This window comes from Aeromonas veronii (assembly GCF_040215105.1).
GTDB lineage: Bacteria > Pseudomonadota > Gammaproteobacteria > Enterobacterales > Aeromonadaceae > Aeromonas > Aeromonas veronii_G.
Window position 1 is genome coordinate 1,217,089 of the sequence record NZ_CP157875.1, and the last position, 13,033, is coordinate 1,230,121.

13 protein-coding genes and 1 riboswitch are annotated in these 13,033 nt (G+C 59.3%); of the genes, 8 read left to right on the forward strand and 5 right to left on the reverse strand.

Translation table 11 applies throughout. The features are described 5' to 3' along the window. Positions 1-13: 13 nt before the first annotated feature. On the reverse strand, positions 14-1,411 hold the full coding sequence (locus ABNP46_RS05780) for an alpha-amylase family protein (protein ID WP_349921469.1): 1,398 nt from the start codon (positions 1,409-1,411) through the stop codon (positions 14-16). A 625-nt stretch (positions 1,412-2,036) separates the two neighbouring features. Here ABNP46_RS05780 and ABNP46_RS05785 point away from each other — a divergent pair. Further along, positions 2,037-2,477 (forward strand): GNAT family N-acetyltransferase, encoded by a 441-nt coding sequence (locus ABNP46_RS05785; RefSeq protein ID WP_349922398.1) that lies wholly within the window; start codon positions 2,037-2,039, stop codon positions 2,475-2,477. 3 nt (positions 2,478-2,480) lie between these two features. On the opposite strand, the gene ABNP46_RS05790 is transcribed toward ABNP46_RS05785, so the two are convergent. Next, a complete protein-coding gene (locus ABNP46_RS05790; protein WP_349921470.1) occupies positions 2,481-3,023 on the reverse strand; it encodes a DUF1439 domain-containing protein in 543 nt (180 codons plus the stop codon). Between the two features lie 96 nt (positions 3,024-3,119). On the opposite strand from ABNP46_RS05790, the gene cls reads away from it, so the two are divergent. Together cls and ABNP46_RS05800 are read left to right on the forward strand one after the other, a co-directional pair. Beyond that, positions 3,120-4,601 (forward strand): cardiolipin synthase, encoded by a 1,482-nt coding sequence (gene cls / locus ABNP46_RS05795; RefSeq protein WP_349921471.1) that lies wholly within the window; start codon positions 3,120-3,122, stop codon positions 4,599-4,601. 103 nt (positions 4,602-4,704) lie between these two features. Next, positions 4,705-5,973, forward strand: a complete 1,269-nt coding sequence (locus ABNP46_RS05800; protein ID WP_349921472.1) for a DUF945 family protein — start codon at positions 4,705-4,707, stop codon at positions 5,971-5,973. A gap of 52 nt (positions 5,974-6,025) precedes the next feature. Here the strand turns inward: ABNP46_RS05800 and purU are convergent, their stop codons facing one another. Then, on the reverse strand, positions 6,026-6,865 hold the full coding sequence (purU, locus tag ABNP46_RS05805) for a formyltetrahydrofolate deformylase (protein WP_349921473.1): 840 nt from the start codon (positions 6,863-6,865) through the stop codon (positions 6,026-6,028). A gap of 222 nt (positions 6,866-7,087) precedes the next feature. Beyond that, a riboswitch (FMN riboswitch) is annotated at positions 7,088-7,246 on the forward strand. A gap of 103 nt (positions 7,247-7,349) precedes the next feature. Between purU and ribB the strand changes: the two genes are divergently transcribed. Both ribB and ABNP46_RS05815 read left to right on the forward strand, forming a co-directional pair. Next, positions 7,350-8,003 carry a 3,4-dihydroxy-2-butanone-4-phosphate synthase gene (ribB, locus tag ABNP46_RS05810; RefSeq protein ID WP_349921474.1) on the forward strand — a complete coding sequence of 218 codons (654 nt, stop codon included), beginning with the start codon at positions 7,350-7,352 and terminating at the stop codon, positions 8,001-8,003. 223 nt (positions 8,004-8,226) lie between these two features. Beyond that, the gene (locus ABNP46_RS05815) at positions 8,227-8,469 is read left to right on the forward strand and encodes an Lpp/OprI family alanine-zipper lipoprotein (RefSeq protein ID WP_010634682.1); all 243 of its coding nucleotides are present in this window, start codon (positions 8,227-8,229) and stop codon (positions 8,467-8,469) included. 165 nt (positions 8,470-8,634) lie between these two features. On the opposite strand, the gene ABNP46_RS05820 is transcribed toward ABNP46_RS05815, so the two are convergent. Together ABNP46_RS05820 and ABNP46_RS05825 are read right to left on the reverse strand one after the other, a co-directional pair. After that, the gene (locus ABNP46_RS05820) at positions 8,635-9,483 is read right to left on the reverse strand and encodes a tetratricopeptide repeat protein (protein ID WP_349921475.1); all 849 of its coding nucleotides are present in this window, start codon (positions 9,481-9,483) and stop codon (positions 8,635-8,637) included. After that, positions 9,480-10,202, reverse strand: a complete 723-nt coding sequence (locus tag ABNP46_RS05825) for a 4'-phosphopantetheinyl transferase family protein (RefSeq protein WP_349921476.1) — start codon at positions 10,200-10,202, stop codon at positions 9,480-9,482. Before ABNP46_RS05825 ends, ABNP46_RS05820 begins: the two co-directional genes overlap by 4 nt. A 277-nt stretch (positions 10,203-10,479) precedes the next feature. On the opposite strand from ABNP46_RS05825, the gene ABNP46_RS05830 reads away from it, so the two are divergent. The 3 genes from ABNP46_RS05830 to ABNP46_RS05840 all read left to right on the forward strand — a co-directional run bounded on the left by ABNP46_RS05830 (position 10,480) and on the right by ABNP46_RS05840 (position 13,028). Continuing rightward, positions 10,480-10,968, forward strand: coding sequence for a C40 family peptidase (locus ABNP46_RS05830; protein WP_349921477.1), 489 nt, complete (start codon positions 10,480-10,482; stop codon positions 10,966-10,968). 150 nt (positions 10,969-11,118) lie between these two features. After that, complete coding sequence (gene rlmF, locus ABNP46_RS05835; RefSeq protein ID WP_349921478.1) at positions 11,119-12,060, forward strand: 23S rRNA (adenine(1618)-N(6))-methyltransferase RlmF; 942 nt, start codon at positions 11,119-11,121, stop codon at positions 12,058-12,060. 251 nt (positions 12,061-12,311) lie between these two features. Further along, a complete protein-coding gene (locus ABNP46_RS05840; RefSeq protein ID WP_349921479.1) occupies positions 12,312-13,028 on the forward strand; it encodes a MaoC family dehydratase in 717 nt (238 codons plus the stop codon). Positions 13,029-13,033 lie beyond the last annotated feature (5 nt).

A 13,033-nucleotide genomic window follows, 5' to 3' on the forward strand; every position in this document is an offset into this window, starting at 1 on the left:
GGTGCTTGCCTGCTTACTCCAGCAGCCAGAGGCGGGCGCTGCGTGCCGGGATGGCGACCCTCACCCACTGGCTCTGCACATTGATGACGGCGCTCTGATCCAGCACGTCCTTGTAGTTGCGATACCAGTTCAGCTCGAACTTGGCGGTGTCGAGCCAATACTCCTGCTCGTAGTCACACTTGTTGACGCCAACCAACCCCTGCTTGCCGCGCTTGAACAGCACGAAACAGTCGCCACTGCCGATGAGCTGCATGGGCTGACCCTGCACGGCATTGTGGAAGCGGATCATCCCCTTGAGGTCGCTGCGCAGGTAGTAGTCCTGCCAGCGCAGGCCATCCTTGTCCTGGGTCTCGCCATGATCCGAATAGACCAGGGGGGAGCCGCCATCCCGACCGAGCAGATAGGCATAGGCCAGCTTCTCGTCGGTCGGGTTCAGGATCTGGTAGCGGAAGCCATCGTTGGTGGGGATGTCGTGGGTGATGGCGAAGGTGACCGCCCGGCTGCCCGGCAGGGCCTGGCCGTAGGCGCCGGGATCCGCCAGCTGGTTCATGCTGCCGCCGTAGCCGAGCGCCCCGCGCAGGGAGGCGAACAGCGGGAAGTCATAGGCGCCCTGGCCGCTGTTGTCGAGGTAGGGCTTGAGGAAGCGCTCGTAATCCGTGCTGCCGGCCCCTCCGGAGGTTATCACCTCCCCAAACACGTGCATGCCCTGCTTGATCTCGGGGGTGAACACGGCGTTGATCTGGTAATCGCTCATGTGTTTGACCGCATCGACCCGAAAGCCCTTGATCCCCATCCCCTTGAGCGCCTGGAGATAGGCCTGTTGCTGGCTCACCACCCAGTTGTTGGGATCGAGATCCGGCAGCCCCTTGTCGCCGGCGCCGCCACACAGCCGCCAGTACTGGACATGGCCGGGATCGCTCCAGTCGGTGATGCAGCCCTCGGGGTGGAAGTCGGAGGCCGACAGCAAGTTCTGCCCCAGGTCGCCAAACAGTCGTTGTCTGCCGTAGTAATCAGGGTTGGCAGCATATTGCCCCAGCAATTCCGCGCCAGGATAGTTGAGGTCGCTGCGCTTCCAGCTCTCGTTGGCCATGTGGTTGAGCACCACGTCCGCGTAAACGGCGATGCCGCGGGCCTGCATGGCGGCGATCAGCTGCTCGAGATCCTGCTTGTTGCCGAGCGGACTGTCGACGAGTCGCAGATCCTGAGGCTGGTAACGGGCCCACCACTCGTTGCCCGAGGACTTGAGGGGCGGCGAGATGAGCACCTGCCTGTAGCCCGCGTCCTTGATGAGATCGGCCTTGGCGGTGACTTCGCTGTATTGCCAGTTGAAGGCGTGCAGTATGACATCGGCTTGCGCCAGTGGGGCGATCAGCATGCCTGCGATCACCATGATTCCCGCTGTGTTTTTCATTATTGTCTGTCCTTGTCTGGATACCCGAATGGGCACCCAAAGCCTCCCATCCAGACCGATCGGCAGCAATTTTGCGATGGTTGTTTTGTGAGCAGGGTCAAGGCGTAGCCGCGGGAGTTGTGACGGCCTGCATGAAACCGCCGGGGCCTTGTCATTACTGTGTTTGTTGTCATCCGGGGAGGGCCGTTCAGGTCATGGTCGCCTCATCCTGAGCGACATGAGCCGCGTCCAGCGGCGCTGGGAAAGCCTGGATGGTTATGTTCAGACTGCTCTGCCTAATGCCTGGAGTCATTGTGAGCGGTTCAATGGGGTGCAATCAGGGAGAAGCAGTGGTGGGGGAGGTTCATGGAGATCCTTTCCTTTTCATATCCGCGCCTTGTGACCTGGGTTATGGTATGCCTCCCTGAAATGGGTAGGATGGAAAGGGTGTCAGGCCGACTCGGTCAGGACGCGGTTTCATGAACAAATACAACCCATTGTCAGCAGGATACTGGCTTCTTTGTAAGTTAAAGCCATGTTATCTTGCTGTTGCGCTGGTCTGATCTGTTGACCGGGGCAGGACGATGAATGAAAGGAGCGGGCCTGGGTGGCCAAGGGTGACATGGGTGTGATCAGCAAGCGAGCGATGGAGCTTCGCTTCGAAGAGTACTGTGATGCGGATCTTTCCCTCATCAGAGACTACTACGAGACGACATTCTCCCACTATGTGCCGGACTTGGCCGAGCGGATCTTCGTGGTACGCGATGCTCACTGGCTGGTGGGAGCCGTGCGCCTGCGCGATGAGCAGGAGTACTACCACCTGTGTGGCTTCCGCTTGCTGCCCCATTACCAATCTCTGGGGCTGGGTTCCCGCCTGTTGCAACTGGCCTGTGCGGATCTGCAGGACAAGCCGGTGATCTGCCATGCCCTGCCGTTCGAGAAGCCCTTCTATCTCAAGGCCGGTTTCGCCCACCTGCCTCTGCATGAGCTGGAAGGGCCCCTTCATACTCTCTATCACCAGCAGCGCGAACAGGGTTACCAGATCGATCTGCTGGTGCGCGAGGCCATGCCCACTATCTACAACTGAGGGTCATTGGGACTTGGTCAGCAGGTGGATCTTGCCCGGTGACAGCTCCAGCCCCAGAAGATTGTCCTTGAGCCAGGCCTGATTGGGATCCTTGTCATCCAGCTTGTAGACGGGCTGGGTCTCCAGCCGTTTCTCCATGCTCTGCAGCAGCATCCTCAGCATGAAACCGAACTTCTGCTCCGCCGCCGCCGGCTCCAGCTTGTAGTCAATCAACTTCATGTTGTCGAGAAAGAGTGCGCTCTGGGCCTTGTCATAGCGGGGCCTGGCTTCATAGGTCATGTTCAGCAGCGCATCGTATTCGGTGTTGTCCGGCAGGGCTATCTTCAGCTTGCCCTTGCCAAATACCCTGGCGGTGTCCGGTGCCTGGCGACCTATCTGCACATCGCTCTGCTCGAGCTTGACGTGGGCCTTGATGATGCCGGGCAGCTCCAGCTGTTTGTCCACTTGTACCTGGGATTGCAGGTATTGATTTATTTGCTGCTCACTGATGTCATATGAGCCTTGGCCTAACATGGCCAGACTCAACAGCATTGATTGCAGGATCATGCTAACGACCTGATAGAATGGGTTTGTTCTACAGCATACCATTCTGGCCTCGTGGGATCTGCCCACCCCCTTTGCTCACAGTTTCAAGGAGTCGCCTTGCTCGACGGTCTGGAATACGACATCCAGTTGTTGTTCACCCGCTTTCTCGGTTGGTTGCTGCTGTTCTTTCACACCGTGATCGTCGCTGGGGTCTCGCTGCGGGTCGTGATGAAGCGGCGCCCCATCGGCGTCTCCCTGGCCTGGCTGGCGCTCATCTATGCCATCCCCTTCGCGGGGGTCGGTTTCTACGTGCTGTTTGGGGAGGTCAGGCTGGGCCGCAAACGGGCCGAGCGGGCCCAGGCCATGTATCGTCCTTACGCCATCTGGATCCGCCAGCTGGCGCGCCTCTTCCCCGAGCACTGCAGCGAGGTGAGCCGCAAGGCGCAGCCGCTGCACGATCTCATCCAGGGGCGGCTGGCCATGCCCATGCTCTCCGGCAACCAGATGACCTTGCTGCACAAACCCGGCGACATCTTGCAGGAGATAGTGCGCGATATTCGCGGCTCTTCCCAATCCTGCTACCTGGAGTTCTACATCTGGCACCCGGGCGGAGATGCGGACGCCGTGTGCGAGGCCCTGATCGAGGTGGCGCAGCGCGGCGTGGACTGTCGCGTCTTGCTCGATTCCGTCGGCAGCAAGGGCTTTTTCCGCTCCGCCTGGCCAAAGCAGTTGCGCAAGGCCGGGGTCAAGCTGGTCGAGGTACTACCGGTCGGTGCCTGGCGCATCCCGTTCCAGCGCCAGGACTTGCGCATGCACCGCAAGCTGGTGGTGATCGATGACAAGGTCGGTTATACCGGCTCCATGAACATGGTGGATCCCCGCTTCTTCAAACAGAATGCGGGGGTCGGTCAGTGGGTGGACATCATGATCCGGGTGCAGGGCCCCGTGGTGCCCCTGATGTGGTCCACGTTTGTATCTGATTGGGAGATGGAAACCGGTGAGCGGCTGCTCGACAGCCTGCAACACGAGCCCGAAGCCTGGCCACAGACCGACTATCGCGCCCAGCTCATTCCTTCCGGCCCCTTCGTCGGTGGCGACTGCATCCAGCAGAGTCTGCTGCTGGCCATCTATCAGGCGCGACATCATCTGGTGCTGACCACCCCCTATTTCGTGCCGGACGATCCGCTGGCGGCGGCGCTCTCTTCGGCGGCGGCCCGTGGCGTACTGGTGCAACTGGTGCTGCCGGCGCGCAATGATTCCCTGATGGCCAATCATGCCTGCAACGCCTTCATGGAAGAGCTGCTGGAGGCGGGGGTCGAGATCTACCGCTATGACGCCGGTCTGCTGCACACCAAGAGCGTGCTGGTGGACGATGATTTCGCCCTGGTGGGGACGGTCAACCTCGACAGGCGCAGCCTCTGGCTCAACTTCGAGATCACCCTGCTCGTCGACAACCCGGTGTTCGTGGCCGAGATGACGCAGCTGGTGCAAGGCTATATGCGGGAGGCGACGCCGATGTCACTGACCCAGTGGCGGGCCCGCCCCTGGTACAAGAAGCTGCTGGAGAACATCTTCTACCTGTTCAGCCCCTTGCTTTGATCTGACACCTGCAAAACATGGACCTGGGCCGGGAAGCCCCTTGCTTCTTGCCCCGTTCGCCCCGTAGAGTTGCGCCCATGCGCCTTTGGAGAAGAAAACAGACATGAAGAAGAGAGTGGCCCTGGCCGTGGGTGCGGCAGTGGTGGCGGGTGGGCTGGGTGCCTGCTGGTATACCGGACAGACCTTCGATCGCATGCTGGCCGAGGAGATCGCCAAGGCGACCCAGGAGACCGGGGTCGAGCTGACCTGGTTGCCGAGCAGCGAGAACCTGTTCAGCCGTGACGGTGTGTTGAAAGTGGTGGTGACGCCGCAGGCACTGGCCACCCTCGATCCTCAATTGGCGGGGAGCGATCCCATCGAGATGCAGCTCAATTTCGATAACCGTATCCTACCGCTCTATATCAAGAGTCAGTTGCTGCTGGATACCGCTAAGGGGACCCTGGCGCCCGTCTTCACCGCGCTCGGCATGCAGCAATGGCAACTGGGGGCGGAATCCGCCAGCAGCCTCTGGACCATGAGCAACAGCTGCCGCTTCTGGATCGGGGAATTCAAGGTGAAAGAAGGGCTCAACGAGCTCAGTGTCCTGCCCCTCAACGGCACTTACAGCGGCGATCTTGAAGGTAACGGTCACATGACCTTCCAGTGGCAGGGGATGACCTTCCACGAGGCCCAGAGCAAGATGGACATGGTACTGGCGGATCTCAAGGGCAGCGCCGATCTGGCCGAGATCCAGGGGCTCTGGCTCTCCCCCCGCAGCGATGCGACCCTGTCCGCCTTCTCGTTGTCCATGCCCGAGAGCGTCAAGATCAGCCTGAAAGGGCTGACCACGGCGACCCAGATTGCCGGCGATGATGCCCAGACCCTGTCCAGCAACTACCAGATGAAGGTGGCGACCCTCAATCTGGAGAACGAGAGTGACAGCCTGGTTCTGACCGAGGGCAAGCTGGATCTGGATTTGAAGGGGCTGGATCTGGAAGGTTATCAGGCATTGCAGGCGGTGAGCGGCCAACGGGCGGATGACGCCGCCATCGGGCAGGCGCTGGACAAGCTGCTGCAACGGGGGGCCACCCTGCAGCTGACCGATCTCAGCGCCAAGCTCAACGGCGAGCCCGTTTCTGTGCAGGGAGAGGCCAAACTGGCATCGACCTCCTTGCAACAGTTGATGGAGAGCGAAGCCGGGATGCACGCCCTCTCCGGCCAGCTGCACGCCAGACTCAGCGACAAGTTGGGCAAGGCCGTTCCGCAACTGGCTCCCATGCTGGCCCAGTTCACCGGCGTTGGCTATCTGAAGACGGAGCAGGATGGGCTCAGTGCCGAGTTCAAACTCGACAAGGGCATGATGAGCATCAACGGCCTGCCGTTGCATCAGTGAATGTCAGCGACGAAAAAGGCTCCCTCGGGAGCCTTTTTGTTGTCGGCGGATCTTATGACTTGAAGACCACCGTCTTGTTGCCGTAGACGAACACCCGTTCATCCAGCATGAGCTCCAGCGCCCGGCTCAGTACGGATTTTTCCACATCCCGTCCGGCCTTGGCCATGTCGTCGGCACTGAAGGTGTGGCCGACGTGGATCACGTCCTGCTCGATGATGGGGCCTTCATCCAGATCGTCGGTGACGAAGTGGGCGGTGGCACCGATGAGTTTGACTCCGCGATCGAACGCCTGACGGTAGGGGCGGGCGCCGATGAAGGCGGGCAGGAAGGAGTGGTGGATGTTGATGAGTTTGCACGGATAGGCCTCCACGAAACTCGGCGTCAGCACCCGCATGTACTTGGCGAGGATCACGTAGTCTGGCTCATAACCGTCGATGAGGGCCCGGACCTTGGCCTCGTGTTCGGTGCGGCTCAGATCATCGTGGCTGACGGTGTGGAAGGGGATGCCAAACTTGCCGGTGAGCTCGGCGAGGGTGTCGTAGTTGCCGATGACCGCCACAATGTCCATGTCCAGGGCGCCGGCGTAGTTCTTCATCAGGATGTCGCCGAGGCAGTGGGTCTCCTTGGTTACCAGGATGACGATCCGCTTCTTGCCCGCCTTGACCAGTCGACGCTGGGCCCCTTCGGGCAGGGCGTCGTCGAGATCCGCCAGCAGGGTCTCGTCATTGAAGCGTCCCTCCAGCTCGGTGCGCATGAAGAAGCGGCTGTTCTCGCGATCGACGAATTCGTCGTTCTTGTTGATGTTGAGCTGATGCTTGTAGCAGATGTTGGTGATCTTGGCGATGAGCCCCTTGGCATCGGGGCAGTCGGTCAGCAGTATTTTCTTTTCCATCTCTGTCATGATTCCGTTTGTGGTGTTGGCGCCTGAGTCTGCGCTGGCGGCACATTCTTGTTGGTACTCTTTTTTCGCACTATGCCACAAATAAAATCCGAAAAGACAGCGTGCTCTGAGCCCTTGCCACGCCTTGCTCTGGCGATGGGGTCCTTGAGGCATCCTTGATCTTTGATGGGTTTTTGGCTGGCATCCCGCGCTTTTTTTCTTTACGCTGTCTGCGCTTATTCTCAGGGCGGGGTGAAATTCCCCACCGGCGGTATCCCGATTTGACTCGGGGAGCCCGCGAGCGCCCGAGCCAGGTTTCCACCTGGTTCGGGGTCAGCAGATCCGGTGAGATGCCGGAGCCGACGGTCACAGTCCGGATGAAAGAGGATAAGACAGATATTGCCGGTCATGCCCCCTGGGCTGGCCGCTGCATGCCTATCTCTGTCTGCCTTTCCATGCCCTGATTCTGGTCCTTGTCTTATTTAGGAGTCTTACCATGAATCAGTCTCTACTCAGTGAATTTGGTGGTCCCATCGATCGCGTCGAAGCGGCACTCGCAGCCTTGCGTGCCGGTCGCGGCGTGCTGGTGGCCGATGATGAAGATCGGGAGAACGAAGGGGATCTCATCTTCGCCGCCGAGTCCATGACCAACGAACAGATGGCCATGATGATCCGTGAGTGTTCCGGCATCGTCTGCCTCTGCCTGACCGACGAGCGGGTACGCCAGCTCGAGTTGCCCATGATGGTGGAGGCGAACTCCAGCCACTACCAGACCGCCTTTACCGTGACCATAGAGGCGGCGCAAGGGGTGACAACCGGGGTCTCTGCCGCCGATCGCATCACCACCATCCGTGCCGCCATCGCCGATGGCGCGCGTCCGTCCGATCTGCACCGTCCGGGCCACGTCTTCCCCCTGCGAGCCCGCACCGGCGGCGTGCTGACCCGCCGTGGCCACACCGAGGCCACCGTGGATCTGATGCAGTTGGCCGGGCTCAAACCGTTCGGGGTGCTGTGCGAGCTGACCAAGGCCGATGGCTCCATGGCCAGGCTGCCGGATCTGGTTGAATTTGGTCGTCTGCACCAGATGCCGGTACTGACTATTGAAGATCTGGTGCAATACCGTCAGTTATTGGCCGAGCGTTCGGCTTGAGCTTCATACGAAATTGAAATAAGTACATTTTTTGGTTACGCTTTGTCCGAACCTCATCCAGGGCACTCATTTTTGACTTAAATTTGCGCAGAAAGTGTACGTTTGAAAAAAAATGAGGGTTTTAATGTATTTATCTGTGATGGGGCCTATCCAAACTCTGATTTTTTTATGCCATAATCACGCCGCTTGCTAAACGTCTGGCGAGTTAAAGGGAGCTTTAAAAATGAAAAAAATGTTGTTGGTAGGTGTTGTTGGTCTGTCCGCTCTGCTGGGCGGTTGTGCAAACACCAGCGAACTGGAAACTTCCGTTCAGAATCTGTCTAACAAAGTTGACCAACTGGCTCAAGATGTTAGCGCTGTTCGTGCTGATCAGTCCAAGATCGCTGCTGATGTTGCAGAAGCCAAGCAAGAAGCTATGCGTGCTAACCAGCGCATCGACAACATGGCTACTTCCTACAAGAAGTAATCCATGCGAAAAAATGGCGCATGTTAATGCGCCATTTTTTTTGCCTGAAATTTGTGATTTTCCCGCTTTTTCCATGTCTTTCGGCCGTTCTGGCCAGCATTTTCCCCTGTTGAGCAGGCAATGCCGATGGCTCGGCATCACCTTCATCTCTTTGGTTGCACGATCTCAATACAGCAGGCTGTAGAGCTTGCGACGATACTGTTGCGCCACCGGATGGGTTCCCATGGTGGTCAGAATGTCGAGAAATGTCTTCTTGGCATCGCCAAAGGCCATGTCGCGCTTGAGAATGTCAAACAGCAGCGCCAGTGCCTCTTCCTGCCGGCCAACCTGGCTGTAGAGCACCGCCAGCTCCTGGCTGAGGGTATCATCCCCCGGGTTTTCACTGTGACGCAGCTCCAGGGCGCGCAGCTCCGGGCTGTCACTGGCTTGCAGCGCCAGCGCCAGACGGGAGGAGAGGGTCTGGAAATGATCGTCCTGAGCCACCATGGGGACAGTGGCAAGCAGGGCCTGCGCCTCTTCCAGCAGATTCAATTCCAGTGACGCCTGTGCCAGCCACAGGCTGATGTCGTGGCGGCTGGGGGCAAGCTGGTGCGCCTTGCTCAGCCGGGCATGGGCCGTCTTCGCATCATCTGCCGCCAGCGCCTCTTTCCCCTGTTCAAGCAGCAGCTCTTCTTCCTTGGGGGCAAAGGCTGAGAAATATTGGCGCAGCGTGGCCTCATCCTGCGGACCCTCCAGGATGGCCTGCTCGTCCGGGCGGCCCTGATGGAACAGCACGAGGGCGGGCAGGGCGCGCAGGGCGAGCTGGCTGGCCAGGGGCTGCAGCTGGGGGTCGTTCATGTCGACCTTGGCCAGGGTGACTTCGGCATTGGCCGGGCCGACCAGGGACTCGATCAGCGGGGTCATGTCCTGGCACTCGGGCATCTGGGGGGCGTGGAAATAGATGACGACCGGCTTCTTCATGGACGCATCGATCAGCTCGGCGTGGAAATTCTGGGGATTGATGTCGACGATCATGAGGCTGACTCTCGGAAAATGGTGTGAGTTAACATGGGGTTCAGGGACGTGGATTTCAAGCACGCATCCAGCAGGTAGGCACGGGTCTGTAAGGTGGGGGCGGCGAGGCTGAGCCAGCCGCCATCAAGGGCCCAGTCCTGCACCTGATAGGCGTTGTCATCGAGTCGGTTATCGAGGCGCCAATCCTCCTCTGGCAGGAAACACACCTTGTCGAGCCCGGCGGCGATGCCGCTGCCTTGGGCCTTGAGCACCGCCTCCTTGCGTGACCAGAGCCGATAGAAGGCCGTATCCCGCTCCTCTTCTGGCAGGGCGAGCAGCCACTCATACTCGCTTCTCGCGTAGAAACGTTCGGCCAAAGGGAGCGTGGCGCGTCGGCGTGATCCCATCTCTATATCCACCCCGAGTGGCCCCTGCTGGCAGAGGGCCAGCACCAGCCACTCCCCGCTGTGACTGAGATTGAACTGCCACTGTTGGCCGAGCAGGGCGGGCTTGCCGTGATCCTGGGTGAAAAACTTCAAGTCGGCCGCCAGGCACCCGAGTCGCTCGGCCAGCAGGCGGCGCAACAAGACCCGGCCGAGTAGATACTCCCGCTGGCGCCCGGGTTGCCGGATCCCTTGCCAGTGACTGACCTCTTCGGGTGAGAGTTCTGCCGGCAATATATTCAGTTGCCTGGTGTCGACAAACGCGGGTTTTAACAAATAGAGATCCACAGATAACATAATTTTTCACTTAAAAAAGAGGGCGAAGCAGCGATAAACCTCAGTTTTCCAGGGCCCCCATAGGCTCTTTCGGGATTGTATATTGTTTGGGCATGATCACATTAATTATGAAAAACCGTGCATTTACTTGCAAAAATGTGAGGTTGATTAGGATTTTCGCTTGCCTCGATAGGATTCTTGGATATAGTCGGGTGCTGTTGCCTTATAAATTACCGTCCACGGTCGAATTTTAACAATGTTCTTTACTTTTTGTGGGGATAAGGGATTGCGCCACCTGATGCTACTGTTGGTCGCGCTCGGCATGGTGGGATGTGCGTCAGCACCCCAGCCCGAGGTCGCGAGCAAGATTGAAGTTTCCATGATGGAACCCGTGGTTGAGCCGGAACCTTCGCAAACACCGGACGTCAACGAAATTCTGACCGTATACAAAGAGTGGCGTGGGGTACCCTACCGCATGGGGGGGAGCAGCCAGCGTGGCATCGATTGTTCCGCCTTCGCCCGTGAGGTATTCCGCAACGCAGTGGGTATCGAACTGCCGCGAGATACCCGCTCCCAGGTCCACGAAGGCACACGCGTCGCCAAGCAGGATCTGATGGAAGGGGATCTGGTCTTCTTCAAGATCAACAAACGACTGAATCATGTAGGCATCTACGTGGGCAACGGTGAATTCATCCATGCTTCCACCCGTGCCGGTGTAACCCGGTCCAAACTGGACAATTCCTACTGGCGCGGCAAGTTCTGGCAAGCACGCCGGATCGAAATCTGAGTCAGGCTGGACAAACGGCTCGCAGTACGGACTGTTTTTCCAACCTCACTTGAACCGGGCTCAGCGAGCCCGGTTTTTTTATGGCCCTCTTTTAGACTTTCGGCGGCCAACTCTCTATAGTGTGGCCCCCTTGATCCTCGGCGCCCCAGCATGAAGACCCAGCACAAGAGCGGACTGCATCCGCGCAATCGCCATCAGGCCCCCTACGATTTCGATGCGCTCTGCCAGCGTACCCCTTCACTGCTTCCCTTTGTGTTCGTCAACGAGCATGGCAACCAGACCCTGGATTTTGCCGATCCCGCCGCCGTCAAGGCGCTCAATCGGGCCCTGCTGGCACTGCACTACGGCATCCATCACTGGGATCTGCCGCCGGGCTATCTCTGCCCCCCCATCCCCGGGCGGGTGGACTACCTGCATCGGGTGGCGGATTTGCTGGCGGAGAGCGCAGGGCAGGTGCCCACGGGGAAGAAGGTACGGGTACTGGATATCGGTGTCGGCGCCAACTGCATCTATCCCCTGCTGGGGGCTCGCGAATATGGCTGGCGTTTCGTGGGGTCGGACATCGATCCTGTGTCGGTCAAGGCGGCAACCTTGCTGGCGGCCAGCAATGGTCTCGGCAACCAGATAGAGTGTCGGCATCAACCGGACGCCAAGCAGATATTTCGCGGTATTCTGGGTCCCAAGGAGCGTTTTATGCTGACGCTGTGCAATCCTCCCTTCCATGCCTCCCTTGCCGAGGCCAGCAAGGGGACGGAACGCAAGCTGCGCAACCTCGGCAAGACGCAGGCTGGGGCGCCTGTGCTCAACTTCGGCGGCCAGAAGGCGGAACTCTGGTGTGAAGGGGGCGAGGCCGCATTTCTCGCCACCATGATTGCCCAGAGCCAGGCCTTCGCGGCCCAGTGTCTCTGGTTCAGCTCCCTGGTCTCCAAGAAAGAGAACCTGCCGGCCGCCAACAAGGCATTGGCCAGGGTGGGGGCAAAGGAGGTGCGGGTGCTCGAGATGACGCAAGGGAACAAGACCAGCCGGATCCTCGCCTGGAGCTTCCTGGATGAGGCGAGTCGGGTCGCCTGGTGGTCAGCGTCGGGCCGCTAGATCAAAACGGGGCGCTGGCGGGAAAACCTGGCCAAACGGCGCCCTTTCATCACTCTGCTTTCCTTCCGATATTGCCATCTGGTCAATCGTTTTCCCGCCTGTTCCGCGCGAGATCTTCGACACAAGTTAGTGGGCACTTTCGGCCCCGGTACAGTTGTACGCCGAGATTTTTTTGCACTTACGGGTGAAACTTTCATAAAATAGGACTGGTTAGACCTCTTCACAGGCATTGAATCGAATAGGGATCGCACATGAAAGTTGTCGATTTTCTGAAGCACAAGCGCGAAATTCTGGCGCAACACCCCTTTGAGCTCAAGGATTGGCTCTCTCCGGCGATCCGCGACTATTGGCGTGAGTTTCAGCAAAAGGCACACCTGCATCCCCTGTTGGGCCGGGTGCTCGACTTTCAGGCTGATCAGCAACTGCAGCAACAGGCCGCCAATCAGGCACAGGCGGTCAACAGCCAACCCGTGCTCAAAGAGAACGCCATCGAGCTGAGCGGCGAGGCGGCGGCCCTCTATGTGGAACTGCAGAGCAAGATCGGGGAAGAGACCCATGTCGGTGAGTGGCTGCAGGTCAGCCAGTCACTGATCGACCAGTTTGCGGCGGTGACCGGTGATCACCAGTGGATCCACACCGATCCCGAGCGGGCGGCCGCCGAGTCGCCGTTCAAGACCACCATCGCCCACGGTTTCCTGACCCTGGCGCTGTTGCCCCAGTTGACCGGTTCGGTGGATGAGGCGACCCCCGAGTTCCCGACTGCCCGCATGGTGGTGAACTTCGGGCTGGAGCAGGTGCGCTTCCCGTATCCCATCAAGGTGGACAGCAATATCCGCGCCCGCACCAAGCTGGCGCGCGTGACCCCCATCAAGGGCGGCCTCGAGCTGCTCAAAGAGATCAAGATAGAGATCGAGGGCATCCGCCGCCCCGGCTGCGTCATCGAGTCCCTCACCCGCATCTACTTCTGATGCCC